General features: G+C 63.2%; 21 protein-coding genes. 14 read left to right on the forward strand and 7 right to left on the reverse strand.

The genetic code is table 11. The features are described from left to right. Positions 1–18: 18 nt before the first annotated feature. From nuoM to JV241A_RS15265, 3 genes are all read left to right on the forward strand, one after another. Positions 19–1,551, forward strand: coding sequence for an NADH-quinone oxidoreductase subunit M (gene nuoM, locus JV241A_RS15250; protein ID WP_115087774.1), 1,533 nt, complete (start codon positions 19–21; stop codon positions 1,549–1,551). A gap of 7 nt (positions 1,552–1,558) precedes the next feature. Further along, positions 1,559–3,028: an NADH-quinone oxidoreductase subunit NuoN gene (gene nuoN / locus JV241A_RS15255; RefSeq protein ID WP_115087775.1), complete on the forward strand. Its 1,470-nt coding sequence runs from the start codon at positions 1,559–1,561 to the stop codon at positions 3,026–3,028. Between the two features lie 210 nt (positions 3,029–3,238). Beyond that, entirely contained in the window at positions 3,239–5,293 is a 2,055-nt protein-coding gene (locus JV241A_RS15265) for a TonB-dependent receptor (protein ID WP_134063347.1), read from the forward strand. On the opposite strand, the gene JV241A_RS15270 is transcribed toward JV241A_RS15265, so the two are convergent. Then, entirely contained in the window at positions 5,290–6,354 is a 1,065-nt protein-coding gene (locus JV241A_RS15270; RefSeq protein ID WP_115087778.1) for an AI-2E family transporter, read from the reverse strand. The two genes, JV241A_RS15265 and JV241A_RS15270, sit on opposite strands and share 4 nt — an antisense overlap. Before the next feature lie 122 nt (positions 6,355–6,476). Here JV241A_RS15270 and yegQ point away from each other — a divergent pair, with 122 nt between their 5' ends. Continuing rightward, on the forward strand, positions 6,477–7,796 hold the full coding sequence (yegQ, locus tag JV241A_RS15275) for a tRNA 5-hydroxyuridine modification protein YegQ (RefSeq protein WP_134063349.1): 1,320 nt from the start codon (positions 6,477–6,479) through the stop codon (positions 7,794–7,796). Position 7,797: 1 nt separating this feature from the next. On the opposite strand, the gene JV241A_RS15280 is transcribed toward yegQ, so the two are convergent. After that, positions 7,798–10,089 (reverse strand): acylase, encoded by a 2,292-nt coding sequence (locus JV241A_RS15280; protein WP_134063422.1) that lies wholly within the window; start codon positions 10,087–10,089, stop codon positions 7,798–7,800. A 242-nt stretch (positions 10,090–10,331) separates the two neighbouring features. Between JV241A_RS15280 and JV241A_RS15285 the strand changes: the two genes are divergently transcribed. Beyond that, on the forward strand, positions 10,332–10,718 hold the full coding sequence (locus JV241A_RS15285; RefSeq protein WP_115087781.1) for a fe2+ zn2+ uptake regulation protein: 387 nt from the start codon (positions 10,332–10,334) through the stop codon (positions 10,716–10,718). A 36-nt stretch (positions 10,719–10,754) separates the two neighbouring features. Here JV241A_RS15285 and JV241A_RS15290 read toward each other — a convergent pair whose 3' ends face one another. Then, a complete protein-coding gene (locus tag JV241A_RS15290) occupies positions 10,755–10,943 on the reverse strand; it encodes a hypothetical protein (protein WP_115087782.1) in 189 nt (62 codons plus the stop codon). Positions 10,944–11,102: 159 nt separating this feature from the next. Between JV241A_RS15290 and JV241A_RS15295 the strand changes: the two genes are divergently transcribed. The 4 genes from JV241A_RS15295 to JV241A_RS15310 all read left to right on the forward strand — a co-directional run bounded on the left by JV241A_RS15295 (position 11,103) and on the right by JV241A_RS15310 (position 13,549). After that, positions 11,103–11,564 carry a hypothetical protein gene (locus JV241A_RS15295; RefSeq protein ID WP_134063351.1) on the forward strand — a complete coding sequence of 154 codons (462 nt, stop codon included), beginning with the start codon at positions 11,103–11,105 and terminating at the stop codon, positions 11,562–11,564. A gap of 299 nt (positions 11,565–11,863) precedes the next feature. Further along, positions 11,864–12,244, forward strand: a complete 381-nt coding sequence (locus JV241A_RS15300; protein WP_134063353.1) for a Mor transcription activator family protein — start codon at positions 11,864–11,866, stop codon at positions 12,242–12,244. Between the two features lie 70 nt (positions 12,245–12,314). Further along, positions 12,315–12,884 (forward strand): DUF2589 domain-containing protein, encoded by a 570-nt coding sequence (locus JV241A_RS15305; protein WP_134063355.1) that lies wholly within the window; start codon positions 12,315–12,317, stop codon positions 12,882–12,884. 131 nt (positions 12,885–13,015) lie between these two features. After that, entirely contained in the window at positions 13,016–13,549 is a 534-nt protein-coding gene (locus JV241A_RS15310) for a DUF2589 domain-containing protein (RefSeq protein WP_115087852.1), read from the forward strand. A 12-nt stretch (positions 13,550–13,561) separates the two neighbouring features. Here JV241A_RS15310 and JV241A_RS15315 read toward each other — a convergent pair whose 3' ends face one another. From JV241A_RS15315 to JV241A_RS15325, 3 genes are all read right to left on the reverse strand, one after another. Continuing rightward, positions 13,562–17,236, reverse strand: a complete 3,675-nt coding sequence (locus JV241A_RS15315) for a translocation/assembly module TamB domain-containing protein (protein ID WP_134063357.1) — start codon at positions 17,234–17,236, stop codon at positions 13,562–13,564. Further along, entirely contained in the window at positions 17,233–18,975 is a 1,743-nt protein-coding gene (locus JV241A_RS15320) for an autotransporter assembly complex family protein (RefSeq protein WP_134063359.1), read from the reverse strand. Before JV241A_RS15320 ends, JV241A_RS15315 begins: the two co-directional genes overlap by 4 nt. 66 nt (positions 18,976–19,041) lie before the next feature. Beyond that, positions 19,042–19,692, reverse strand: coding sequence for a GNAT family N-acetyltransferase (locus tag JV241A_RS15325; RefSeq protein WP_115087802.1), 651 nt, complete (start codon positions 19,690–19,692; stop codon positions 19,042–19,044). A gap of 161 nt (positions 19,693–19,853) precedes the next feature. Between JV241A_RS15325 and xthA the strand changes: the two genes are divergently transcribed. The 3 genes from xthA to JV241A_RS15340 all read left to right on the forward strand — a co-directional run bounded on the left by xthA (position 19,854) and on the right by JV241A_RS15340 (position 23,369). Further along, positions 19,854–20,666 (forward strand): exodeoxyribonuclease III, encoded by an 813-nt coding sequence (gene xthA, locus JV241A_RS15330; protein ID WP_115087803.1) that lies wholly within the window; start codon positions 19,854–19,856, stop codon positions 20,664–20,666. 198 nt (positions 20,667–20,864) lie between these two features. Next, entirely contained in the window at positions 20,865–22,181 is a 1,317-nt protein-coding gene (locus JV241A_RS15335) for a phosphate ABC transporter substrate-binding/OmpA family protein (protein ID WP_115087804.1), read from the forward strand. 165 nt (positions 22,182–22,346) lie between these two features. Next, positions 22,347–23,369: a TerC family protein gene (locus JV241A_RS15340; RefSeq protein WP_134063362.1), complete on the forward strand. Its 1,023-nt coding sequence runs from the start codon at positions 22,347–22,349 to the stop codon at positions 23,367–23,369. Here the strand turns inward: JV241A_RS15340 and JV241A_RS15345 are convergent. Continuing rightward, positions 23,363–24,592 carry an acyl-CoA dehydrogenase gene (locus JV241A_RS15345; protein WP_115087806.1) on the reverse strand — a complete coding sequence of 410 codons (1,230 nt, stop codon included), beginning with the start codon at positions 24,590–24,592 and terminating at the stop codon, positions 23,363–23,365. The two genes, JV241A_RS15340 and JV241A_RS15345, sit on opposite strands and share 7 nt — an antisense overlap. A gap of 138 nt (positions 24,593–24,730) precedes the next feature. Between JV241A_RS15345 and JV241A_RS15350 the strand changes: the two genes are divergently transcribed. After that, on the forward strand, positions 24,731–25,660 hold the full coding sequence (locus JV241A_RS15350; protein WP_134063364.1) for a LysR family transcriptional regulator: 930 nt from the start codon (positions 24,731–24,733) through the stop codon (positions 25,658–25,660). A 138-nt stretch (positions 25,661–25,798) separates the two neighbouring features. Beyond that, positions 25,799–26,200: a MerR family DNA-binding transcriptional regulator gene (locus JV241A_RS15355; protein WP_028944211.1), complete on the forward strand. Its 402-nt coding sequence runs from the start codon at positions 25,799–25,801 to the stop codon at positions 26,198–26,200.

A 26,200-nucleotide genomic window follows, 5' to 3' on the forward strand; every position in this document is an offset into this window, starting at 1 on the left:
AAAGGAATTGAGCCCGTCATGATTTTGCCTTGGCTGATCCTGATCCCCTTCATCGGTGGCCTGCTGTGCTGGCTGGGTGAGCGCTTCGGCGCCACCCTGCCGCGCTGGATTGCGCTGCTGACCATGTCCCTGCTGCTTGGTATCGGCCTCTGGCTGTGGGCCAACGGGGACTACACCCTGGCCCCTGCACCGGGCGCCGCGCCTGAGTGGGCGGTCGAATTCAAAGTGCTGTGGATCGAGCGCTTCGGCATCAGCCTGCACCTTGCCCTCGACGGCCTGTCGCTGCTGATGATCCTGCTCACCGGCCTGCTCGGTGTGCTCTCGGTACTGTGCTCCTGGAAAGAGATCACCCGCCACGTCGGCTTTTTCCACCTCAACCTGATGTGGATCCTCGGTGGCGTGGTCGGTGTGTTCCTCGCCCTGGACCTGTTCCTGTTCTTCTTCTTCTGGGAAATGATGCTGGTGCCGATGTATTTCCTCATCGCGCTCTGGGGTCACAGTTCCTCGGACGGCAAGAAGACCCGGATCTACGCCGCGACCAAGTTCTTCATCTTCACCCAGGCCAGCGGCCTGATCATGTTGGTGGCGATCCTCGGCCTGGTACTGGTCAACTACAGCAACACCGGTGTGATCACCTTCGACTACACCCAGTTGCTCAAGGCCGAACTGCCGGCGGGCACCGAATACCTGCTGATGCTCGGCTTCTTCATCGCCTTCGCGGTCAAACTGCCGGTCGTACCCTTCCACTCCTGGCTGCCTGATGCTCACGCCCAGGCACCGACCGCAGGTTCCGTCGACCTCGCCGGTATCTTGCTGAAGACTGCGGCCTACGGCCTGCTGCGTTTCGCCCTGCCGCTGTTCCCGAATGCCTCGGCCGAGTTTGCGCCGATCGCCATGACCCTGGGTCTGATCGGGATTTTCTACGGTGCCTTCCTGGCGTTCGCCCAGACCGACATCAAGCGTCTGGTCGCCTTCTCCAGCGTTTCGCACATGGGCTTCGTGCTGATCGGTATCTACTCCGGCAGCCAGCAAGCACTGCAAGGTGCGGTGATTCAGATGCTGGCCCACGGCCTGTCGGCGGCGGCACTGTTTATCCTCGCCGGCCAGCTGTACGAGCGCCTGCACACCCGTGACATGCGTCAGATGGGTGGCCTGTGGCACCGTATCGCCTACCTGCCGGCCATCAGCCTGTTCTTCGCTGCGGCGTCGCTGGGCCTGCCGGGTACCGGTAACTTCGTGGGCGAATTCCTGATCCTGATCGGCAGCTTCGTCGCCTCGCCATGGGTCACCGTGATCGCCACTTCCGGCCTGGTGTTCGGTTCGGTGTACTCGCTGATCATGATTCACCGCGCCTACTTCGGCCCGGCCAAATCCGATGAAGCCCTGGCTGGCATGGATACCCGTGAACTGATCATGGTGCTGGGCCTGGCTGGCCTGCTGATCTTGCTGGGCATCTACCCGCAGCCGTTCCTGGACACTTCTGCCGCCACCATGAGCGGTGTGCAGCAGTGGTTCGGTACCGCTTTCACTCAACTCGCTTCGGCCCGGTAAGAGCGCTATGGACCTGACGATTCAACACTTTATCGCGCTTGCGCCGCTGCTGATCACCACCATCACCACTGTCGTGGTGATGCTGGCGATCGCCTGGCGCCGCAACCACTCGCAAACCTTCCTGCTGTCCATCGTGGGCCTGAACCTGGCCCTGCTGTCGATCATCCCGGCCCTGAAGGTTGCGCCACTGGCGGTCACCCCGCTGCTGACCATCGACAACTTCGCCTGCCTGTACATGGCGCTGATCCTGGTCGCCACCCTGGCCTGCGTCACCCTCGCCCACGCGTATCTGGGTGATGGCGGCAAAGGCTACCCGGGCAACCGCGAAGAGCTGTACCTGCTGATCCTCATGTCGGCACTGGGCGGCCTGGTACTGGTCAGCGCGCAGCACCTGGCAGGCCTGTTCATTGGCCTGGAGCTGCTGTCGGTACCGGTCTATGGCCTGGTGGCCTATGCCTTCTTCAACAAGCGTTCGCTGGAAGCCGGCATCAAGTACATGGTGCTCTCGGCCGCCGGTTCCGCCTTCCTGCTGTTCGGCATGGCGCTGCTGTATGCCGACGCCGGCAGCCTGAGCTTCGACGGTATCGGCAAGGCCCTGGCAACCACCAGCATGCCGAGCATGATCGCCCAGCTGGGCCTGGGCATGATGCTGGTCGGCCTGGCCTTCAAACTGTCGCTGGTGCCTTTCCACCTGTGGACCCCGGACGTCTACGAAGGTGCTCCGGCACCGGTTGCCGCCTTCCTGGCCACCGCCAGCAAGGTTGCCGTGTTCGCCGTCGTCGTACGCCTGTTCATGCTCTCCCCTGCTGCCAGCAGCGGCGTGCTGACCACCGTGCTGTCGGTGATCGCCGTGGCTTCGATCCTGATCGGTAACCTGCTGGCGCTGACCCAGAGCAACCTCAAGCGTCTGCTCGGTTACTCCTCGATTGCCCACTTCGGCTACCTGCTGATCGCCCTGGTGGCAAGCAAGGGTCTGGCCGTCGAAGCCATCGGCGTGTACCTGGTCACCTACGTGATCACCAGCCTCGGTGCCTTCGGCGTGATCACCCTGATGTCGTCGCCGTACAACGGCCGTGACGCCGACGCCCTGTACGAGTACCGCGGCCTGTTCTGGCGCCGTCCGTACCTGACCGCGGTGCTGACCGTGATGATGCTGTCGCTGGCGGGTATCCCGCTGACCGCAGGCTTCATCGGCAAGTTCTACATCATCGCTACCGGCGTCGAGTCGCAGCTGTGGTGGCTGGTCGGTGCCCTGGTGATCGGTAGTGCCATCGGCGTGTTCTACTACCTGCGCGTGATGGTCACCCTGTACCTGATCGAGCCGAACCTGCGTCGCCACGACGCCCCGCTGAACTGGGAACAGCGTACTGGCGGCGTCATGCTGCTGGCCATCGCCATCCTCGCTTTCGTGCTGGGTGTGTACCCGCAGCCACTGCTGGACATGGTTCAGCATGCCGGGCTGCAACTGATCGGTTGATCGATCTGGCTATGACAAACACCCCGCTTCGGCGGGGTGTTTTGTTTTGGGCTGCTCTGCAACCATCGCTGGCAAGCCAGCTCCCACAGGATTTGGTAATGATCCTGTGGGAGCTGGCTTGCCAGCGATGAGGCCGGTACAGATCGGCGACTGTGCTTCGTCTGATAGTTGCGACGTCAGATACCCGCTCACAGTCCCGGAACCCCCTCGATGCGCCCCACCCTACCCCGCTCCTCCCTCGCCTTGCTGATCTCCTGTGCCGCGTCGGTCCAGGCCGGCGAAGGCATCGAACTCGGTCAGGTACTGATCCAGGAACAGGAACACAGCGAACTGCAGGACGCTCGCGATCGCCTGCAGCAGGTGCCCGGCGCCAGCAACCTGATCGACATGCGGCGAGTGGAGCAAGGCCGGGTCGCCAGCAACCAGGATGTGCTCGCCTACCAACCCGGGGTGTTCGCCCAGTCGGCCGGCAACGATGGCATCAAGCTGTCGATCCGCGGTTCGGGCATCAACCGCGCACCCGGCGCCCATGGCTCGGGCGTGTACACGATGTTCGACGGTTTGCCGTTGACCGGCCCGGGTGGCACCCCTTATGAGCTGTTCGAGCCGCTGTGGCTGAGCCGCGCCGAAGTGCTGCGCGGCGCCAACGGTTTCGACAAGGGGTCACTGGCCCTGGGCGGCGCCATCGACTACATCACCCACACCGGCCGCGACGCCGCACCGCTGCAACTGCGCTACGAGATCGGCAGCCGCGGCTACGCCAAGCGCCAGATCAGTTCCGGCCAGGTACTGGGTGACCTGGACTACTACGTAGCGCTGACCGATTCCGAATACGACGGTTACCAGGATCACAGCAGCGGCAGCAGCAAGGGCATCGCCGCCAACGTCGGCTACCGTTTCAACCCGAACCTGGAAACCCGCTTTTACCTGCGCTACCGCGAAACCGAGAACGATCTGGCCGGACGCTTGACCCAGGAGCAGATCAAGCACGACCCGCGCGCGGCCAACCCGGCCTACCTGAGCCGCGATGACAGCCGTCCGCAGCCGGGCAGTACCTGGCTGGGCAACAAGACCACCTTCTATCTCGATGACGATTCGCAACTGGAAGCAGGCCTGGTCTATCACGACTATCCGATGGATCTGCGTGAGGGCCCGATGCGCCTGAAGGTCGCCTACACCGACGTCAGCGGCACCCTGGATTATCAGCGCCGCCACACCCTGTTCGGTCACGAGAGCAAAACCACCGTCGGCTGGCGCACCACCAAGCACCTGCCCAACAGCGGTGCTTCGCAGTACGCGCGGGTGAATGGGGTATTCGGTGCGAAAACGCGAGATTTCACCTACCAGGGTTCGGACACCGTCCTGCATGTTGGCAACGAACTGGAACTGATCCCCAACCTGTGGCTGACCAGCGGCCTGGCGGCGATCTACACCCGCCGCGAAAGCGCGGTGACCTATCCGGACAACGGCGGCAAGGTCAGCCAGCAAGACTGGGACTACGCCCCGCGCCTGGGCCTGCGCTACGACATCAGCCCGCAGTTGCAGGTCTATGGCAACCTGAGCCGCTCGGTGGAGCCGCCGCACCCGTGGGCGCTGATCTGGAGCTCGACCAGCAACACGCAACCGATTGAAATGCAAAACCAGACCGCCACCACCCTGGAGCTGGGTGCCCGCGGCGAGTCGTCCATCGGCCACTGGGACCTGGCCTGGTACTACTCGAACGTACGCCATGAGCTGCTGGCCGTGGAGATCGTGCAAGGTCAGCCCGCCAAGGAGTTCAACGCCAGCCCAACCGTGCACCAGGGCATCGAGGCCGGGCTCGACAGCCTGCTCTGGGAACGCGGCGGCGTCGGCAAGCTGTCCCTGCGCCAGGCCTACACCTTTAGCGACTTCCACTACCGCGACGACGATACCTTTGGCGACAACCGCCTGCCGGGCATCCCCATGCACTACTACCAGGCCGAGTTGCGCTTCGACCTGCCCAGCGGCTTGTATGCGGGGATCAACACGCAGATGGCGTCCAAGGTCCAGGTCGACTACGCCAACAGCTACCCGGCCGACGCCTATGCCATTCTCGGCGCCACCCTGGGCTACAACTCGCCGAAACAAGACTGGCAAACCTGGCTCGACCTGCGCAACCTGACCAACAAACGCTACGCCGCCACCGTTACCCCGGGCTACGACGACAAGGGGGCGGACGCCGCCCGCTCGACCCCGGGCGAAGGCTTCGGCGTCTACGCCGGGGTGTCGTACAGCTTCCGCTAACTGGGCAATTGCACCTGCGGCTTGGTCGAGACGAAGATCGCCCAGCTGGACATGAACAGCGCGGCGATCAGCGGGCCGATGACGAAGCCATTGAGCCCGAACACGGCAAGGCCACCGAGGGTGGAGACGAGAATAAGGTAGTCGGGCATCTTGGTGTCCTTGCCCACCAGGATCGGACGCAGCACGTTGTCCACCAGGCCGATCACGAACACACCGTAGGCCGCCAGCACCGCGCCTTGCCAGAAGGCTCCGGTAGCGACGAAGTACACCGCCACCGGCGCCCAGACGATCCCCGCGCCCACCGCGGGCAGCAGCGACAGGAAAGCCATCAGCACCCCCCAGACCAGGGCGCTGGGAATGTCCAGAATCCAGAAGATGATCCCGCCGAGGGCGCCCTGGGTCACCGCCACCAACAGGTTGCCTTTGACCGTGGCGCGCACCACGCGGTTGAACTTCAGTTGCAGGCGACGCTTCTGCTGCTCGGCCAGCGGCACCGCCGTGCGGATCTTGCGCACCAGCTCGGCGCCGTCACGCAAGAAGAAATACAGCAGGTAGAGCATGACGGCGAAGCTCACCAGAAAATCGAAGGTGCCCTGGCCGAAGCTGAAGGCCTGGGTCGCGAAGAACTGACTGCCCTGCACCGCACCCTTGGTGATCTTGTCGCGCAGGCCGGCCAGGTCGCCCATGCCCATGCGCTCGAGGAAATTCTGGACGAAGGCCGGGAGGATGTTCTTGAAGCGTTCGATGTAGCCGGCCAGGTCCAGCTCGCCGCTCTCGATGCTCTTGTACAGCGCAGCGCCCTCCTGCACCAGCAGGGTACTGATAATGATTACCGGCAGGATCGCGATCACCAGGCAGATAAACAGGGTCAGCCCGGCGGCCAGGTTGCGCCGCCAGCCCAGCCGTGCCAGCAGCCGGCGTTGCAGCGGAGCGAAGACGATACCGAGGATCACTGCCCAGAACACCGCGCCATAGAACGGCAGGAGAATCCAGATAAAGGCAATGGTCACCAGCACCAGCAGTGCCAGCAACGCCTTGTGTTGCATGACGGTTTCGTTCATGTGCGCTCCTTGTACGTTCTATTCGTTAGTGCCCCGGGCAGTGGTAAAAGTGCCGTTGATGCAGATCAATAAAAGCCTGCCGCAGCCGGCGTAGCATTCGCGCCTTTTGCCGCAGCCCGATCATGACCCTTCTCGCCAAACCCGAACTGCTCGCCCCCGCCGGCTCGCTGAAGAACATGCGCTATGCCTTCGCCTACGGCGCTGACGCCGTTTACGCCGGGCAGCCGCGCTACAGCCTGCGCGTGCGCAACAATGAATTCGATCACGCCAACCTCGCGCTAGGTATCAAAGAGGCCCAGTCCCAGGGCAAGCGCTTCTATGTGGTGGTCAACATTGCCCCGCATAACGCCAAGCTCAAGACCTTCCTCAGGGACCTGACGCCGGTGATCGACATGGCCCCGGATGCACTGATCATGTCCGACCCCGGCCTGATCATGCTGGTGCGCCAGCACTTCCCGCAGATGCCGATCCACCTCTCGGTGCAGGCCAACACGGTGAACTGGGCCAGCGTCGAGTTCTGGCGCAGCCAGGGCCTGACCCGGGTGATCCTGTCGCGTGAACTGTCGCTGGAAGAGATCGAGGAGATTCGCCAACAGGTGCCGCAGATGGAGCTTGAGGTCTTCGTCCACGGCGCCCTGTGCATGGCCTACTCCGGCCGTTGCCTGCTGTCGGGCTACCTCAACCGCCGCGATGCCAACCAGGGCAGTTGCACCAACGCCTGCCGCTGGCAGTACAAGGCCACCCCGGCGAGCGAGAATGTCACCGGTGAAATCGTTCGCGAGGTAGAGCCGACCCTGGGTCTCGGCGCACCGACCGAGCAAGTGTTCGTGCTGCAGGAAAGCAACCGCCCCGACGAAGACATGCCGGCCTTCGAAGACGAGCACGGCACCTACATCATGAACGCCAAGGACCTGCGCGCGGTGCAGCATGTCGAGCGGCTGACGCGCATGGGCGTGCATTCGCTGAAGATCGAGGGCCGGACCAAGTCGCACTTCTACTGCGCGCGCACCGCCCAGGTGTACCGCCAGGCCATCGACGATGCCGTGGCCGGGCGCGAGTTCGACCGCAACCTGATGCTCAACCTCGAATCACTGGCCCAGCGCGGATATACCGAGGGCTTCTTGCGCCGGCATGTGCATGATGAATATCAGAACTACCAGCGTGGCAACTCGGTGTCCGAGCGCCAGCAGTTCGTCGGCGAACTGAGCGGCGAGCGGATCAACGGCCTGGCCGAAGTGCGGGTGAAGAATCGCTTTGCGGTGGGTGATCATCTGGAATTGATGACGCCGAAGGGCAATTACCACTTCGACCTGCACCAGTTGCGTGATCGCCAGGGTGGCACGATCGAAGTGGCGCCGGGGGATGGGCATACGGTGTATCTGCCGATCCCCGAGCAGGTCGATCTGGCCTTCGGCTTGCTGCTCAGGGATCTGGTTCATTGAATCAAGGCGCGGACTTCGCCAGCGTCGCGCCCTCAACCTCACGAATCACCTGCAGACGATACTGCGGGTCGGCCTTGATCTGCGCCTCGGTGAATGGAATCACCTGCCACTGCTTGGCCGAGAACGCCCGGGTCTGGTCACCGGCATGGGCCGAACCTGCCTCACTGGACTCCGAGAACGCCAGCATGCCCAGGGCATGCGGCCCCCGCTCATCGAAGGTTACCAGTTGCAGGTAGCTGGTGCCGCTGACCACCAGGCGCTTGTCGGCGGCAACCGGTACGCTCTGGATCGCGTTGTACACGCCCAGGCTCGCCGGCCCGCCGTGAATCGGCGTGCCATCGGCAGCCTGCTGGATCTGCCCCCAGCGCGCGTCATTGCTGAGCCCGGCCTTGGTCACTTGCGCGACTGAAGCCAAGGCTGCCTCACGCAAGGCGTTGGCCACGTCGGCCTGATCGACGGCCAGCCCCCGCGGTGTGTGCTGCGGATCGGCGGCGTCGAAGCCGACCCGCCAGAAGTCCTTGCGCCCCTGCAGGGCCTGCATGATGTTCTGGAAGTGCACCAGGCCAAGGCCACTGTCGAGGTTGGCGCGTTGGTCCCAGGCCTTGAGGCTGGCGCATAGCGCGCCGAGCTGGGCATCGGCGGTTTGCCCGGCGCACCACTTGAGCAGGTCAGGCATGACCAGCTCGGCGACATACACCTGGTTGTCCATGACCATCTGCTGCAGGTCCGCCTGGCTGATCTTGCCCTTCTCGCTCAAGCTCGCCAGGCGCTGCAAGGCAAAGCGGCTGCGCGGGCCCAGGGGTTGACCCTCACGGCTGATCAACGGTGAGTAGCCCTGCAACGGTTTGGCCGGGTTGACCATCCAGGCCGAGTCGTTGGAGTGCTGGACGAAGTCGCTACGGCTCAGGCTCGGTTGCAATTGCGCGGGGAAGATGCCGGCCTGCGCGGCGCGCGGGTCGACCTTCCAGTTGCAGGCACTGCGCGAGCCGTCGAGCACGATCATTTCCTGGCCGGCGGCCGGATCGCTGCACTGGGCGAGCAAGGCGGCATCGACGTAGGGCACCACCGACTGGTTCAGGTACAGCGCCTGGCCCTTGGCATCCACCGCCAGGGTGTTGACCCAGGGGATACCCTGCAGGCGCTGCACCGAAGCTTGCAGGCTTTTCAGGCTATCGGCGCGGTTCATGGCATCCCACTGCTCAAGTACCCGCGTGTTGTCGAGGTTGGCGTCACGCAGGCTGAAGGCGTACTGCTTGTTCCAGTCCAGGCGCCCCGGCCACTGCACGATCGGGCCGAATACCGAACTGTAGACGTCACGGGTCACGGGCTTGAACTGGCCATCTTCGCCCTTCACCGTCACGCTCAGGCGTTGATGGGTCATGGCGAGCGACTTGCCGTCGAGCAGGTAGCGGGTCGGGTCCTTGGGGTCCAGCTCCAGCCGATACAGGGTGAAATGCTTGGAAGTGTCTACGGTGTGGGTCCAGGCCAGATGGCGGTTAAAGCCGATGTTGATCAGCGGCAGCCCCGGCAAGGCCGCGCCCATGACATCCAGTTTGCCCGGCAAGGTCAGTTGCATCTGATAGAAACGCATGCCGCCTGCCCAGGGAAAATGCGGGTTGGCCAGGAGCATGCCACGGCCATTGAATGAACGCTCGGCACCGATCGCCACGGCGTTGCTGCCGCGCTCGACGGCAAATTGCTCCTGGCGCGCCTGGGCGACGCTGAGGTCGGGGCGCAACTGGGCGACGATGTTGGGCGGCGTTGCTCCGGCCAATGCTTCGGCGAACTGGCCGACACCGCCTTCGACCAGCAAGCGGCGGGTCAGCTTGACCAGATCGAGGGTGGTGACAGGCCGCAGCCACTCTGCCTGCAGGCATTGCGCGCCCTGGCCCTGGGCCTTGAATTCGGCCAATGCGCGGTTGTAACCCTTGGCATAGCCCTCAAGGCGCGCGCGCATGGCCGGCGGTTGTGCCTGCCAGAAGCCGAACACCGCCGTCGGCGTGTTCAGCCAATTGAAGAACAGGTCGCTGGGCAGGTTTTCGCGCTGCTCGAAAGTGCGCTGCTTGGGACCGAAGTAACGCGAACGCTCGCCGTTGACGGTGACCACTTCGTTAGCCAGCAGGCACAGGTTGTCTTGCGCATAGGCATAGCCAATACCGTACCCCAGGCCCTGCTCGTCCTGGGCCAGGATATGCGGCACGCCGAAACTGGTACGGCGGATTTCGGCAGACGCATCGCCCGCTGCCACCCGCGCCTGGACGGGAAGGCTGAGACCGGCGAGCAGCCCGGCCATACAAAGGGTTGCAAAAGGACGAGGCTTGATCACGCGCACTCCAGCTCAATCAGGGAAAAGTCGTTCTGATTGAACGAAATACGCCGGGAAAATTTACGGTTTCAGCCAGCTCAATACGTCTTTAGAAGGTGAATCTGCAGATTTTTTTCGTCAGGTACTGCAGTTTTGCCGCGCTCATTCGTCTTATAGGTGTAGGCAAACACTTTTGCTTATCTGGACAGGCCAAGAAATGGAGCATTCACATGTACAACCAGCAACAGTCAGCGGTGATAGCTGGCCCTGGACGCACGAAGAGCCAACCTGTGACTGAAAGAACTGAAGCCGGCGAAAACGAGCGTCCCGGCAATGAACACATCCGCGAGCTGCTCCGGGCCTTTGGCCTGCGCACCAGCCTGATTCGCCTGAAGGTCATCGATGCCTTGCACATGGCCGATCGCAATGGTCGCAGTATCGGTGTACGCGGGATACACAGCCAGCTCGAGCAACTGGATATCCCGCTGTCGTTCCTCAGCGTTCGCGAAGTGCTCAAGCGCTTGTGCGCCGAAGGCGTGATCAGCCTGGGCAGCGATAAATGCTACAGCCTCAACCCCCAGGCCCGTGAAGTGCTGGAGCAGGCCATCTCTCGTTGAGCGCCCGGCCGGCCAAAGCCGGCCACGCTTACGGCCTCAGGTCTTGACCTTGCGCCGCATGATGCCATTGACCACCACCACAACCACCGCCACACCGATGGCGATGTACTGGAACACTTGCTCGCTGATCGTCCCCTGCTTTTGCAGGTAGGACAGGCCGAGCATGATCCCCAGCACCAGCAGGGAGATCAGGATGGAGTATTTCAGGCGTTGACCTTGAGTCATTGGGTATTTCCTTGCGACATCGGCGAAAAGGCCCGACGCGGGCCGAGCGCATGATACAACGTCCCCCGCCGGACAGCGGACAATTTCCCGCTTCTGCCGACAGCACTGCATTGCCAACATGGCTTCCCGGGCTGACGCCCAGACGAATGGAAGTCGACCATGTTCATGCGCACCCTGCTGGCCAGCCTGCTACTGCTTGGCACCTTCAAGGCTCATGCCTTGCCGACCGAATCCCAACCTCGAAACATTTTGCTGGAACTCGGCGCACAGCTGGCGGGCAGCGCCGGTAGCAGCCAATGGCAACAGCTCTGGCAACGCACCCGACAGGCCGGGCACCTGGACTCTGGCGCACGAGGCGTGCACTTCGATGTGCCCCAGGCACAAATCCCGGCACTGGTTGCCGCTACCCTGGCCACAGCGGATGAGGCCCTCGCGCTGAAGCAGACGCAGGTGCTGTATCGCCGTGACTTTCACCCCAGGGTCATCGGCAAGGTTGCCGCACAGGAGGTGACCGCTGTGTGCGTGTGGGTCGACTGGCGCAGCTTCCCTGAACATGGAGTCAGCCGGCCGGCCAGCTATCTGGGCCAGGTCAGCCTGCTGCTGGCTCGCCCTTGCGAGTGAGCATGGGTTGGCCAACCAGACAAAGGTGAAATTACCTTACCAACGGGTAGTCAAGGCTCAGCGCTTGAGGCTGTATTCCATTCCCACATCGAAGCAATGCCAGTCCTACAGAAAGCGTGCAAATCGGCCACCCCTTCTGCCCCACTTGCTGCCTAGCCTCCGTTCTGCCCGGTAGCCGAGAATCCAGCTCAAGCCACGACAGGCAGACGCGCTTTGCCGCGCTGATGCTACCTGCAATGGCTTCAGCCGCATGGCACGGATCATCAAGGTGCCGAACTATCGCCCACAAGGAAGTCACCATGGAACTGAGCGACCTGGACCGAATCGACGTCGAGCAACTGCCCCACTCGCTGCAGATGCTGATCGAATGCCTTGGCATTGAACATGCCTACAACCTGACGAACACCTATGGCGGACGCCCCAAGTACATTCCCAAACACCGCGAACGCACGGCCCTGGCGGAAATTCTGCCAGCGCCCGCGCTGGATGCGCTGATCAAGCGATTTGCCGGCATGGCACTGGAAATCCCCAAGGTTGACCATTTCCTGCGCCAACTGCGCAACCAGCAGATTCAACAGGAAAGCGCCGATGGCCTGTCGCGCAGCATGCTGGCCAACAAGTACGGATTGAGCCTGCGTCAGATCGGCAATATTCGCCGCCAGGACGCTTGCCCGCGCTGATGTCAGCAGACAACTACCCTAGATTCCCAACCCGCGCACAAGGTGCGCACCCACGATAAGGAAATCCCCCATGGCAACAGTCGACAACGATATGATCGGTTCGGTCATGAACGCCCTACCCCTGGATCGGATGATCGCCGGACCGCTGCAGGCAATGGTCCAGGCCCAAGTCGCCGCCAGCCAGTCTTACGCTGACTTCCTCATGGGCGTCTGTGTCGAGAATGGCAAAGCGGTCGCCATCGAATTCAACTACGACGAAACCGTTACCGATGAACAGGGGGCAGCCAAGGGAACCGTCTCCAAAACCATGCGCATCCCGCTCATGGCGGCGATCGCTCACCCCAACATCGTCATCGAGGAAGGGAATGTCGAGTTCGAAGTAACCATTAGCCAACAGGCCGAATCCAGTAGCGAAACCGCAGGTGAAGTGAGTACTGCCGCGTCCTTTGGCTTCGGCAAGTTCAAGATGGAGCTCAAAGGCCAGGTCAGCCACAAGTCGACGCAAACCCGCAAGACCGATACCCGTGCCCGCTACGCCTTCAATACCAAAGTACGTCGTATGGAACCACCTGAAGCACTGATGCGGGTCATCGATGTCCTCACTGAAGCCGCCAGCAAGCCGGTTACAAGCTCCAGCTGACAGCCACCACCCTTGCGTTGGGTACCTCAGCGTAACCCTTCGCCAATGGCCCTCTCTGCTGGAGGGGGCTTGAGCTGAAGATTTCCAGGAGTGCACACAGCTTGGACCCGCGCCCGCCGAACAACGCGCCCATCATCGCCAGCGACCTGTGCGATATCACTCGCGGCCTGCAGGAAGCCGCCGCGGCCACCAACAACCTGATTGCCCAGCAATACATCAAGCTGTTCGACCAGTTTTTCGACTATGACGCCGAGGCACTGGGCACGCCGATGAAAGCCAAGATGGTCGAAGTGGCGATGGACGATCAGCACACGATGCAGATCCCGCTGATCGCACTGGTGTCACCGCGGGGGCTGGCACTGGAGCGCATGCAGGTAGACCTCTCTGTGCGGATTCAAAACACCGAAACCACCGAGGCCAGCGAGAGCCTGCAACGCGAGCGCTTCTATGTAACGGTCGGCGGCCAGAGCAAACGCAATGGCGAAGCACCGCGCGACCCCGATGAAGTGCAGATCCGCATGCAGTTCCAGGCCTGTGAACCACCGGAAGCGCTGAACCGGCTGATCGAGGAGTACACCAAACTGATTACCCCGCTTCGCTTGTCCACCCCTGTCCAGCCCACGGACGACAGCAACGAGTTCATCGAAGCCGCGACCGTGCGTTGACCAGGACCGCCCCTAGAAATCGCGCTTGTAGAAGATATCCAGGGAACTGGCCAGGCCACTGGCCGCCTCCAGGTAGACCTTCTTGCTGAGCTTGTAGCGCAAGGCAATGGTGTTGGCCGGCTCGAACACCCCCACCCCGTAACGCAGGCTCAAGCGCTCGGTCAGGTTGCCGCTGGCGACCACGGCGGTGTTGTTGCCACTGCCTTGGGTGTCGAGCTGGAAGTCATCGATGCCCAGGCTCGAGGCCAGGCTGCCGGTGATCCCGGCGCTGCCTGCCAGGCCCAGGCCGAGCGCGGCTTCAGCGAGCATGTTGTTGTCTTCCCCCGTGGTGCCCAACGGCCGCCCGAGGACCAGGTAGGACAACGCCTGCTCCTGGCTCATGGCCGGCTCCGAGAACACCTGGGTGGTAGGCTGCTCGGCGCTGCCGCTCAAGCGGATACCGGCAATCACGTCATCGGTCTTGCGAATCGCCTCGATGTCCAGGTACGGCTGATCGATGGGCCCGGCAAACAGCAAGCGCGCACGGCGGATTGTCAGCCGCTGGCCGTAGGCACGGTAACGACCGTCGGCCAGGCTCAGCTCACCACGGGTATCGAGGTTGTCACCGATATGCACGTGCCCCAACAGGTTGGCGGTCAGGCCGAAACCACTGAACGAGAGTTTCTCCTGGCCCACCTGGACGTCGATATCCATGGCCATGGCCATCGGTGCTTTGCCCTCCTCGGTCTGATGCCCCAGGATCACCGTGTCATCGGAGACCTTGACCGTGGACGGCGGCAGTTCACGCACGGTGATCTTGCCCTTGGGTACCAGCACCTTGCCGGTCACCGCGAGCTTGTCGTCGATCAGGCTGATCTTCAGGTCCGGGGCCACTTCGAGGGCCGCGTAGGGTTCGACGTTGACCGGCAAACGCTGGCCCTGCAGTGCCAGGTTGACTGCCAGGGCATGGCCCCAGCCAATCTGCCCGCTCAGGCTGCCCTGGCCCGCATCGCCGCTTTTCCAGCTGCCGTTGAGCTGGACCTGTTCGCCGGCGATCAGCGCCTGCAGTTGCAGGTCCTCAAGGCTGATCGGCAGCTCGGCGCCGCTGACTTCACCACGCGCAAGGTTCAGGCTGCCATTGACCTGGGGGGCCAGCAAGGTGCCGGACAGACGTCCGCTGCCGTTGAGCTGGCCATTGAGGCGTTCGACCATCGGCGCGAACGGACGGCCGATGGCCAGGTCCAGGCCGCTGAGGCGGAAGTCACCGCTCAGGGGTTTGTTTTTTGCCAGCGGATCAAGCCGGGTATTCACCGCCAGCTCGCCGAGCTTGTCGCCCCGGAAATCCAGACGGGTGTCAATGCGCCGCGGGCCCAGGGTACTTTGCAGGCGCAGGGTCTGGTAGGGGAAGTCCAGCCACTGGTCCTTTTCGCGCACACGCAAGGTGCCGCCGCTGGCATCGATGAGGATGGTACCCTTGGGCCCGCTGGCCGGTACGTCAAGGTTGATGTCGGCATTGAGCAGCCCCTGCCAGGCAAAGTCCTTGGGCAGCCACTGCGCCAGGCTTTGCAGCGGGAACTGCTTGAGTTGGTAGCGCAGGCGCGGCTCGGGCGCCAGGCGCTGGTCTTCACCACACAGGCTGGCCTGGCCGGAACGCCAGCAATGGGCACCGAAATCCACTTGGCCGCTGGCCAGGCGCTGCAGTTTGGCCGGCGCCTGCAGGCGCCAGTCCTGGCCTCCGGCCTGGATTTCGCCGCTGGCCAGGCGACCGCGCCAGTTGCCCTTGTCCAGTTGCCCATCCAGACCCAGGTCAAGCTTGAGCTGCGGCCCGTCCAGGCCCAGTTGCAGTTTTTGCTGGCGAAGATCACCGGCGCCCTTGGCAGTGAGCATTCCGAGGCTGGTATCGCCCAGGCGAATGCTGCCGGCCTGCAGGTCAATGACCGCTCTTTGCGCGTTATCAAGACGCGCCTCCAGGCTCAGGCGCTGCACGCGGTTGTCGGCCTGGGCCAGTTGCTGGCCCTGCAGCACGAAGCTGCCCTGGGGTGCCTGCAAGGTACCGGCAACCTCCAGGCGGCCCTTGACCTGGCCTTGCAGCTGCGGCCAGAGCTGGCCCAGGCGCGGCAGGTTGATATCGATCTGTCCGGCCAGGCGCTGCTGCAGGCTGCCACTGCCATTGATGTGGTTGTCGCCCAGGCGGATGTCCAGGGTACCCAGGGTCCATTGCTGCCCTGCCCCTTGGGCCACTGCTTTAAGCACTGCGGGCTGACCACGGAGACGGCCCTTGAGGTCAAGGTCGGCGTCCAGGCGCAACTCGCCGTTTTTCATTGCCCCCTTGCTGCGCAACGGGCCGGCCAGGGTGCCGGGCAATTCGGCCAGCCAGTACGCCGGGTTCAGCGCCGACAGCTCCAGTGCCGCATCCCAGGCCACGCCATCGGCAAACTGCACGCCGACACTGCCGGCGGCCTTGCCTTGGCCGGCATTGAGCAGCAGTTGCGGCAAGCTGACCTGCTTGAGGTCGCCCTTGAACGGGCTGCTCAGGCTGAAGGCGCCGGCCGGACCGTCCAGGTCACCTTTGAACTCACCCTGGTAGTTGCCATCGCGGTACTGCACCTGGCCGTTGAAACGGCGCAAGGCAACTTCGGGCGCTTGCTCCAGCGGATACAGGCGCAGCCAGGGGAAATCCAGCCAGTCGATGCTGGCTTCGGCGCTCAGGCCTTGCTGCCAGTTGGCCTTGGCCTTGAGTTTCAGCGCCTGCTCGGCGCTGGCGGTGAGGTCCAAGGCACTGAGTTCGGCGCCTTTGGCATCGACCCGGCCTTGCAGGTTGAGCGCCACCGGACCCTGTTCGGCGGGCAGGCTGGCCGTGCCAAGCAGTCGATAGCCGCTTTGCAGGTTGCCCTTGGCGCTCAGTTGCAGTTTGTTCAGCTGCAGGGTGTCGGGCAGCTCGGCCGAGGGTTTGAACGCCTCGCTGCTGATCTGCAGTTGCGCCGGCAGGTTGTCGGCCAGGGCTTGCAGCTCGCCGGTCAGGCGCGCATGCAGGTAGCCACTGCTGTCAGCCTTGAGCTTGAGGGTTTTCTGCAGGTCGCCGTCCACCTGCAATGCCAGTTGCCAGGGCTGCCCATCGACACTCGGCAACTGCAGCTGCCCTTGGGCCTGCAACGGCCAATCGGCTTCGGGCTTGAGCGAGCCCTGCAGGCTCAGCTTGAGGTCATCGCGCTGCAGTTGCAGGCTGTCGATCTGCAGCCCGGCCGTGGTCCAGTGGGCGGCCAGTTGCAGTTGGCTGAGCTGTTCATTGCCGTCCAGGCGCAGATGGCCGATGCGCACGGTGCCCAGCTCGATGGCCATGGGCAGCTTGAGTTCCGGCAGCTGCAGCGGCCCGCTGTTGGGCTTCGGCTCGCCGGGGGCGAAGGCCAGGTTGACCTGGTCGGCTTCCAATTGATCGATGCACAGGGTCATGCGCAGCAGGCAGCCCGGCGACCAGGCCAATACCGGCGCCAGCAGCTCGACCCGATCGCCACCCTGTTCCCAGAGCAAGCGCTCGGCTTGCCACTGCCCGGCCAGGCGCCCCTGGAAGTTATCCAGCTGCAACCCCGGCACCAGCCCCAGTGCCCAGCGGCTGCCGGCCTGGGTACCGAGCATCAGGCCCACACCCAGCACAAGGAGTACGAGCAAGGCCAGCAGGCCAAGAACGATGAATTTGATAACGCGACTCACAGTTCCGGCCCCATGGAGAAGTGCAGACGGAAACCGCCGTCGTCATCCAGCGCGCGGGCCAGATCCAGACGCAGCGGCCCGACCGGAGACACCCAGCGCACCCCGATACCGACACCGGTCTTGAGGCTGGGGAGCTCCAGATTGTTGAATGAATTACCCTGGTCGATGAAGGTCGCCACCCGCCATTTCTCGGCGACCGAATACTGGTACTCGGCGCTGCCGGCTACCAGGTAACGGCCGCCGATGCGATCGCCGTCGGAGTTCTTTGGCGACAGGGTCTGGTAATCGTAGCCGCGCACGCTCTGGTCGCCACCGGCAAAGAAGCGCAGCGAGGGCGGAATCGAGTTCTTGTAGCTGTTGGTGGCGCTGCCGCCGAACTGCACACGGCCGAGGAAGCGATGGTTCTGGCCCAGGGTGGTCAGGCCCTTGAGCAACACATTGGCGTGCAGCAGGTTGGTGTCGGAAACCAGCCCTTCCTTGGCCGCCTGCACATCGAACTGCAGGCGATAGCCGTTGTGCGGGTCAATGCGGTTGTCGCTGCGCAGGTAGGAATAGCTAATGCCGGGCATCAGCAGGTTGCTCAGGCCCGAATCGTCACCGAGCTTGTATTCTTCGCGCTGGTACTTCAGCGAGATGACCCGCTGCCAGCCGCTGGGCAATTTGCTGTGCCATTCCGGGCCGACCGTGAGCAGCTTGCTCAAGGTGTCGGTGCCGGCGATTTCTTCGTTCTGGTAGCCACCGGCAAAACGCAGTTTGTCGGTCAGCGGCGGGTCGAGCGGGATGTCGTACCACAGGCCGACGTTCTGCCGCGGCGCCGAAAGCTCGGTTTCCCAACCGTAGCTATGGCCCTGCGGATTGACCCAGTGGCGGGTCCAGTTGGCCTTGCCGCGCGGCCCGACGTCGGTCGAGAAACCCAGGCCCAGGCCCATGGTTCGCGGCTTGCGAGTCTCGAGCCGGACGGCCACCGGGATGCTCTGATCGACTGCGGCGGTGGGTGCGGCATCGACCCGTACGCCTTCGAAATAGCCACTCGATTGCAGGGCATTATTGAGGTCGGCAATCAGTTCGGAATCGTAAGGCGTGTCGGCCTTGAACGGCACCATGCGTTGCAGCAGGTCTTCATCCAGGGGGGTATCGCCGGCGAAGCTGACCTTGCCCAGACGGTAGCGCGGGCCGCTTTCATAGATCAGTTCGATGTCGGCGACGCCCGCCTGCGGGTCGACCGCCAGGCGCTGGCGGACGAAGTGGCCGCTGAAGTAACCGTAGCGCGATGCCTGGTTCTGGATCAGGCGCTTGGCGTCTTCATAATGACCATGGTTGAGCACCGCGCCCGAGCGCAGCGCCTTGCTGTCGGGAATGCGGAAGGCTTTGAGTTCGCTGGCCGGGCCATCGATGCGGATAGTCACATCACGCAGGTGCACCGGCTCGCCGGGATCGATGTTCAATACCAGCTGCGGCCCCTTGTCGGCCTTGGCCGGTGGTTTGACCTCGCTGTCGATCTGCGCCTGGTAATAACCCAGGGCCTGAGCGGCCTTGCGCGCCTGCTCGACTGCGCCGCGGCTGAAGCGCAGCAGCGCCTCTTCATCGCGTTTACCAAGGCTGCCGATATAGCCTTCGACATTGGCCTTGAGTTCGTTATTGGCAGGTTTGACCCGGACCACCAGCTCGCTTTGCGCATACGCGCCGATGCTGGCAAACCATAGAATCAAACCGCAGGTGAATCGTCCTGAATGCGTCATAGGCGCGGATGCTACCAGAGCTTGGCGGCAGCATGGAGCCCAAGGTTTTCCTCGCGGTTGAGCAATTCAGGCCGAAGCCTGCTGCGACGACTGTGGATTGGGATGGAAGAACACGTGTTCGCGGACCGGGCCTACCGCGATCTCGCCAATTTCCTGATAGCCCTGACGCTGGTAAAACGCCAGGTAGTGCTCGTTGCCGGTGTCCAGCACCACGCCCTGGGAATGCTCATCCACGGCACACCAGTCGTGCACCGCCTGCAACAATTGTTCACCGTAGTGCTTGCCCTGGAACTGCGGGTGAATCCCCAGCAGCGGCAACACATGCACCGCGTCACTGGGCAGGCAGGCCATCAGCGCGGCCTGGTAATCCAGGTAGCGGCGGGTGCAGCGAAAGCCGGTGCTGAGCACCATGCGCATACGCCAGGCCCAGCTTTCGGTGATGCCCAGGCGTCGCTGCGGCGGGGCAATCAGGGCGATGCCGATCAGGCGGTCATCGACCAGCAGGCCAATGGCGGGCAAGTCCTGGAGAAAATGCTGCTTGACCCGCTCGCGCACGGTGGCGCGAATACGCTGGTCGAACCCCGGGCGCTGGGCTTCGAACAAAAAGGCAAAGGTCGGTTCGTGGCGATAGGCGTGATACAGCAGGGAGCGCGCCTCGCGGCTGTAGCCGCCATCGAGCAGACGGACTTCAGCCGGTGCGGCAGTCGATTCGGGCATGCTGGCAAACCTCCGGAAATGGGCATTCATTGCCTTTGAGGTGTTCGGGGTGCCAACGTTCACCTCGTGCCACAGGTTAGCAACCTATCGAGTGGATCGCCACGCTGGCCGACGCCGCCGATGTCGGCTAGGATCCTGGGTTTTACCAGGATTGTGCTTCCATGAAGATCGTCTCGTTCAACATCAATGGCCTGCGTGCCCGGCCCCACCAGTTGGCGGCGTTGATCGAAAAGCACCAGCCCGACGTCATCGGCCTGCAGGAAACCAAGGTCAGCGACGAGCAGTTCCCGCTCGCCGAGGTCCAGGCCCTAGGCTACCACGTACACTTTCATGGCCAGAAGGGCCACTACGGCGTCGCCCTGCTCTCGCGCCAGGCGCCACTGAGCCTGCACAAGGGCTTTAGCACCGATGAAGAAGAAGCCCAGCGCCGCTTCATCTGGGGCACCTTCGCCGATGCCGATGGCACGCCGATCACCATCATGAACGGCTACTTCCCCCAGGGCGAAAGCCGCGACCACCCGACCAAATTCCCGGCCAAGCAGCGCTTTTACAGCGACCTGCAGGCGCTGCTGGAAACCCAGTTCCAGAACGATCAGCCATTGCTGGTGATGGGTGATGTGAACATCTCTCCGGAAGACTGCGACATCGGCATCGGTGCCGACAACGCCAAGCGCTGGCTGAAGACCGGCAAATGCAGCTTCCTGCCGGAAGAACGCGAGTGGATGGCGCGCCTGAAGAACTGGGGCCTGGTCGACAGTTTCCGCCACCTGCACCCGGAAGTGGCCGACCGTTTCAGCTGGTTCGACTACCGCAGCCGCGGCTTTGAAGACGAGCCCAAACGTGGCCTGCGCATCGACCTGATCATGGCTTCCCAGGGGCTGCTGCCGCGGATCAAGGATGCCGGGGTCGACTATGACTTGCGCGGTATGGAAAAACCTTCGGACCACGCGCCGATCTGGCTTGAACTGGGCTAGTTCAGACGCAGACCCTGTGGGAGCTGGCTTGCCAGCGATGAGACCCGGCTGGCCAAGCACGGTATCGGCCGCGGAAAAGCATCGCCGGCAAGCCGGCTCCCACAGGATTGGCGCAGGTTGGCAAAAACGCTGTCATCTTTTGGTCACCCTTCCGTCTTAATCTCCCGGCACACCCTTTGCCCATGAGTGCCAGACGGCATGTTGCGCCACCTCTCCCTGCTCGTGCTTTGCCTGCTCCCGCTGATTGGCGCCGCTGCCCCGCAGGCGCAATTGCGTATCCAGGGTTCCAACACCATCGGTGCCGCGCTGGCACCGGCGCTGGTCACCGGTTTGCTCGAGCAACAAGGCGCCAGCGCCATCAGCATCGTCAGTAGCGATGCCGCCAACGAACTCCAGGTCCGTGCCCGGGGCAGCAACGGCCAGGCCTTGCTCATCGACATCGCCGCACACGGCTCCAGCACCGGCTTTAGCGCACTCAAGTCCGGCCAGGCAGAACTGGCCGCCTCCTCCCGCCCGATCAAGCCGGTTGAGCTGAGCGAGCTGCAAGCCCTGGGCGACCTCAACAGTGCCGCTGCCGAGCAGATCATCGCCCTGGACGGTGTCGCGGTGATCGTCCATCCCGACAACCCGCTGCCGCAGCTGACCACCACCCAGCTGGCGCAGGTTTTTTCCGGGCAGATCAACCGTTGGGAACAACTGGGTATCGGCAGCGGCCCGATCAACCTGTACGCCCGCGACGACCGCTCCGGGACCTTCGAAACCTTCAAGGCGCTGGTCCTCGACCCGGCCCAGCAACCGCTGGCCGACACCGCCAGACGCTTCGAATCGGCTGAACAACTGGCCAGCCAGGTGCTCGGCGACCGCCAGGCCATCGGCTTCAGCAGCCTGGCCACGGTGCATGGCGCCAAAGTCGTGGCGATTGCCGACGGTGAGTCCCAGGCCATGCTGCCGACACCGGCGCTGGTGGCCAGCGAAGACTATCCACTGTCGCGACGGTTGTACTTCTATCTGCCGCCCGGCCAGGCCAACCCGCTGGCCCGAGCCCTGGTCGAGTTCGCCCAAAGCCCCCAGGGCCAGGCCATCGTTACCCGTAACGGCTTCGTCGGCCAGCAGGTGCAGAGCGGCAAGGTTCAGCCCCGTGCCGACATGCCGCGCCGTTACCTGAGCCTTGCCAATGATGCCCAGCGCCTGTCGGTCAACTTTCGCTTCCAGGAGGGCAACGCCAGTCTCGACAACAAGGCCCTGCGCGATGTGCAGCGGGTCGTCCAGTACCTGCAGGCGCGGCACAAGCTGGCCAACAAGGTGGTGCTGGTGGGGTTCGGCGATGCCAAGGATGACCCGCGGCGCGCTGCCCTGCTTTCGCGGCTGCGGGCCATGGCAGTGCGGCGGGAGCTGGCCCGCAGCGGCGTCGAATTGCGCGAGATCATCGGCCTGGGTGACGAACTGCCGGTGGCGGCCAACACTGCCGAGCAAGGGCGGATCCGCAATCGACGGGTCGAGGTGTGGGTCTACTGACTTGCTGCCTGGCAGCCTGGGCAATCAATTGTTACAGGCTCGATTGGGCGCTCACCCTCCCCGGGGCTAGGCTTGTCCTTAGTGACGCCGGGCCCCTCTGACGGCTGCCAAGCCGCCATGTCGGAGTCACTGTTGCTCAGCAACGTCGACATAAAGGAGGGGCTCATGGCAGCTCTACAGGTATTTCTCGACAACGACTTCCTCGGCACCAGCCTGTGGTTCTGGCTGGCCTTTCTCGGCATCGTGCTGACCCTGCTGGTACTGGACCTGGGCGTGCTGCACCGCAAGCTGCACGAAATCGAAATGCGCGAAAGCCTGCTGCTGTATGGCGGCTATTTCAGCGTTGGCGTGCTGTTCGGCGTGTGGGTGTGGTTCGAGCTGGGGGCGCAGAAAGCCCTGGAGTTCTACACAGGCTTTCTCATCGAGCAGTCGCTGTCGATGGACAACGTGTTCGTCATGGCGATGATCTTCAGCTTCTTCGCCATCCCCCGCCGCTACCAGCACCGGGTGCTGTTCTGGGGGATTCTCGGGGTAGTGGTGCTGCGGGCGATCATGATTGGCCTGGGCAGTGCGCTGGTACAGGAGTTCGACTGGATTCTCTATGTGTTCGGTGCCTTCCTGCTGTTCACCGGGGTGAAGATGCTGTTCTCCGGAGAACAATCCCACCCGGACCTGGCCAATAATCCGGTGCTGAAATTCGTGCGGCGCCACCTGCGGGTGACCGACGAGCTTCATGGCCCGCGTTTTTTCGTGCACATCACCCCCACCGGGCAGAGCAAGGCGCTGCGCTATGCCACGCCGCTGTTCCTGGCCCTGGTGCTGATCGAACTGGCCGACCTGGTGTTCGCCGTCGACAGCGTGCCGGCGATCTTTGCCATCACCCAGGATCCGTTCATTGTCTACACCTCGAACATCTTCGCGATTCTCGGTTTACGGGCGCTGTACTTTGCCCTGGCAGCACTGATGCACCGCTTTATCTACCTCAAGTACGCGCTGGCACTGGTGCTGGTGTTCATCGGCGGCAAGATTTTCTATCACGGCCTGATCGGTGCCGTACCGCCGATGCTGTCGCTGGGGGTGACCATTGCCCTGCTTAGCGGTGGGGTGTTGTTTTCGCTGTTCTCGACCCGTTCGCGGGGCAAGCCCAGCCCTACAAAAGAGACGGGCTTGCGCGGCAAACATCAATGACCGCTACGGAGCATTTCCCTGGGCACGTACTTGCCGATCTCGTACTTGCCGATCGCCGCGCGGTGCACTTCGTCCGGGCCGTCGGCCAGGCGCAGGGTGCGTTGCATGGCGTACATGTAGGCCAGCGGGAAGTCGCCCGAGACACCGGCACCGCCATGGATCTGGATCGCCCGGTCGATGACCTTGAGGGCCACGTTCGGCGCCACCACCTTGATCTGGGCGATTTCGCTGCGGGCGACCTTGTTGCCCACGGTGTCCATCATGTAGGCGGCCTTGAGGGTGAGCAGCCGGGCCATGTCGATTTCCATCCGCGAGTCGGCGATCTTGTCGATGTTGCCACCCAGGCGTGCCAATGGCCGACCGAAGGCGGTACGTTCCACCGAGCGTTTGCACATCAGCTCGAGGGCCCGCTCGGCCATGCCGATCGACCGCATGCAGTGGTGGATGCGGCCCGGGCCAAGGCGCCCCTGGGCGATCTCGAAACCGCGGCCCTCGCCGAGCAGCACGTTCTCGTAAGGCACGCGTACGTTCTCGAACAGCACTTCAGCGTGGCCATGGGGCGCGTCGTCGTAACCGAACACCGGCAGCGGGCGAACGATTTTCACCCCGGGTGTGTCGGTGGGTACCAGGATCATCGAATGCTGCTGGTGACGCGGACCTTCCGGATTGCTCAGGCCCATGAAGATCATGATCTTGCAACGCGGGTCGCACGCACCGGAAGTCCACCACTTGCGGCCATTGATTACCCACTCGTCACCGTCACGCACGGCGCGGGCAGCCATGTTGGTAGCGTCGGACGACGCCACGTCCGGCTCGGTCATGGCGAATGCCGAGCGGATGTCACCGCGCAGCAGCGGTTCCAGCCACTGGCGCTTCTGTTCTTCATTGGCGTAACGCACCAGCACTTCCATGTTGCCGGTGTCCGGCGCCGAGCAGTTGAACGGCTCGGGGCCCAGCAACGAGCGGCCCATGATCTCGGCCAGGGGGGCATATTCAAGGTTGGTCAGGCCCGCACCCAGTTCCGACTCAGGCAGGAACAGGTTCCACAAGCCCTCGGCCTTGGCCCTGGCCTTGAGCTCCTCCATGATCGCGGTCGGCTGCCAGCGATCGCCTTCGGCAACCTGGCGCTCGAATACCGCTTCGGCGGGATAGACATAGGCATCCATGAACGCCGTGACACGTTCGCGCAGCGCCTGGACCTTGGGTGAATAGGCGAAATCCATGGGCAGTACCTTCAGTGGAAAAGGGATCTGATAAAGATCCTAGATCAGCAGGCAAAATCCACCTAGCCTATTCTCGGCGTGTATAAACATTCATAACCGATATATGATCGACCTATAACACCAACAAGAGCAGCGCCCATGAACCTGAGTAAGGTCGACCTGAATCTGTTCATCGTCTTCGATGCCATCTATACCGAAGCCAACCTGACCCGGGCCGGGCAGATCGTCGGCATTACCCAGCCGGCAGTGTCCAACGCCCTGGCGCGCCTGCGCGAAACCTTCAACGACCCGCTGTTCGTGCGTACCGCCCAGGGCATGGTGCCCACGCCGATGGCGCAGAACATCATCGGCCCGGTGCGCAATGCCCTCTCGCTGTTGCGCGTATCGGTGCAAGAAAGCCGCATCTTCAACCCGCTGCAGGCCAACAAGACCTTTCGCATCAGCATGACCGACCTCACCGAGGCGGTGATTTTGCCGCCGCTGTTCCAGCGCCTGCGCCGCCTGGCCCCGGCGGTGGTGATCGAAAGCTTCCTGTGCAAGCGCCGGGAAACCACCAAGGAGCTGGCTGCCGGGCGCCTGGACTTTGCCGTCGATGCGCCGCTCAACACCGACCCGCAGGTGCGCCACGTCAAGCTGATGCAAGACCGCTACGTCTGCGCCATGCGCCAGGGCCATCCGCTGTTCAAGGACAAGCTCAGCCTGGACGATTACCTGGGCATGACCCACATTCATATCTCCAGCCGCCGTAATGGCCTGGGCTATGTCGACCTGGCCCTGGGCAAGATGGGCGTGCAGCGCAAGGTCGCCCTGCGCTCCCAGCACTACCTGATGGCCTCGCAGGTGCTGCAGCAGACCGATATGGTCATGACCGTGCCGGAACGTTTTGCCCGCCGCCACCAGCTCAATCATGTCAGCCTGCCGGTGGACGTGCCGTCACTGGAAACCCACCTGTACTGGCACGAAAGCACCGACCAGGACCCGGCCAACCGCTGGATGCGCGAACAGATCATCGAGCTGTGCCAGGGGGTGGTGGCGCAGGATGAGCGGGCGGCCAAGGCTGAGGTGTAGGGACCTATCGCGGGGCAAGCCCGCTCCTACACATCTGTAGGAGCGGGCTTGCCCCGCGATCTGCCCCACCAATCCTTGCTTGACGTATACGTCAACCTGCAATTAGCTTAGCTCCATGCCCTTTTACCGAGCCAAGCAATGAGCAGCCAGACCTACAGCATCTCCGACCTGTCCCGCGAGCTGGACATCACCACCCGGGCGATCCGCTTCTATGAAGAACAGGGCCTGCTCAGCCCCGAACGCCGTGGCCTGGAGCGGGTCTACTCGGCCCGCGACAAGGTCAGCCTGAAGCTGATCCTGCGCGGCAAGCGCATCGGTTTTTCCCTGGCCGAGTGCCGAGAGCTGATCGAGCTCTACGATCCTACCAGCGGCAACCTCAAGCAACTGCACAGCATGCTGGCCAAGATCGCCGAACGCCGGGCCCAGCTTGAGCAGCAACTGCTGGACATCCAGCAGATGCAACTGGAGCTGGACACCGCCGAAGAGCGCTGCGAACAAGCCCTGGCCGCCACCCTGAACAACCAGAAAAACAGCCATTGA

Origin of the sequence: Pseudomonas sp. JV241A (genome assembly GCF_900275665.1) — a bacterium.
Taxonomy (GTDB): Bacteria; Pseudomonadota; Gammaproteobacteria; order Pseudomonadales; family Pseudomonadaceae; genus Aquipseudomonas; species Aquipseudomonas wadenswilerensis.

Coding starts and splice junctions, on each gene's coding strand:
- yegQ (WP_134063349.1), top strand. CDS start 6,477: ATGACCCTTCTCGCCAAACCCGAACTGCTCGCCCCCGCCGGCTCGCTG.
- JV241A_RS15290 (WP_115087782.1), bottom strand. CDS start 10,943: ATGACTCAAGGTCAACGCCTGAAATACTCCATCCTGATCTCCCTGCTG.
- JV241A_RS15305 (WP_134063355.1), top strand. CDS start 12,315: ATGGCAACAGTCGACAACGATATGATCGGTTCGGTCATGAACGCCCTA.
- JV241A_RS15320 (WP_134063359.1), bottom strand. CDS start 18,975: ATGACGCATTCAGGACGATTCACCTGCGGTTTGATTCTATGGTTTGCC.
- JV241A_RS15270 (WP_115087778.1), bottom strand. CDS start 6,354: ATGAACGAAACCGTCATGCAACACAAGGCGTTGCTGGCACTGCTGGTG.
- JV241A_RS15285 (WP_115087781.1), top strand. CDS start 10,332: ATGTACAACCAGCAACAGTCAGCGGTGATAGCTGGCCCTGGACGCACG.
- JV241A_RS15265 (WP_134063347.1), top strand. CDS start 3,239: ATGCGCCCCACCCTACCCCGCTCCTCCCTCGCCTTGCTGATCTCCTGT.
- JV241A_RS15280 (WP_134063422.1), bottom strand. CDS start 10,089: ATGGCCGGGCTGCTCGCCGGTCTCAGCCTTCCCGTCCAGGCGCGGGTG.
- JV241A_RS15325 (WP_115087802.1), bottom strand. CDS start 19,692: ATGCCCGAATCGACTGCCGCACCGGCTGAAGTCCGTCTGCTCGATGGC.
- JV241A_RS15345 (WP_115087806.1), bottom strand. CDS start 24,592: ATGGATTTCGCCTATTCACCCAAGGTCCAGGCGCTGCGCGAACGTGTC.
- JV241A_RS15340 (WP_134063362.1), top strand. CDS start 22,347: ATGGCAGCTCTACAGGTATTTCTCGACAACGACTTCCTCGGCACCAGC.
- JV241A_RS15335 (WP_115087804.1), top strand. CDS start 20,865: ATGTTGCGCCACCTCTCCCTGCTCGTGCTTTGCCTGCTCCCGCTGATT.
- nuoM (WP_115087774.1), top strand. CDS start 19: ATGATTTTGCCTTGGCTGATCCTGATCCCCTTCATCGGTGGCCTGCTG.
- JV241A_RS15355 (WP_028944211.1), top strand. CDS start 25,799: ATGAGCAGCCAGACCTACAGCATCTCCGACCTGTCCCGCGAGCTGGAC.
- JV241A_RS15300 (WP_134063353.1), top strand. CDS start 11,864: ATGGAACTGAGCGACCTGGACCGAATCGACGTCGAGCAACTGCCCCAC.
- xthA (WP_115087803.1), top strand. CDS start 19,854: ATGAAGATCGTCTCGTTCAACATCAATGGCCTGCGTGCCCGGCCCCAC.
- JV241A_RS15295 (WP_134063351.1), top strand. CDS start 11,103: ATGTTCATGCGCACCCTGCTGGCCAGCCTGCTACTGCTTGGCACCTTC.
- nuoN (WP_115087775.1), top strand. CDS start 1,559: ATGGACCTGACGATTCAACACTTTATCGCGCTTGCGCCGCTGCTGATC.
- JV241A_RS15350 (WP_134063364.1), top strand. CDS start 24,731: ATGAACCTGAGTAAGGTCGACCTGAATCTGTTCATCGTCTTCGATGCC.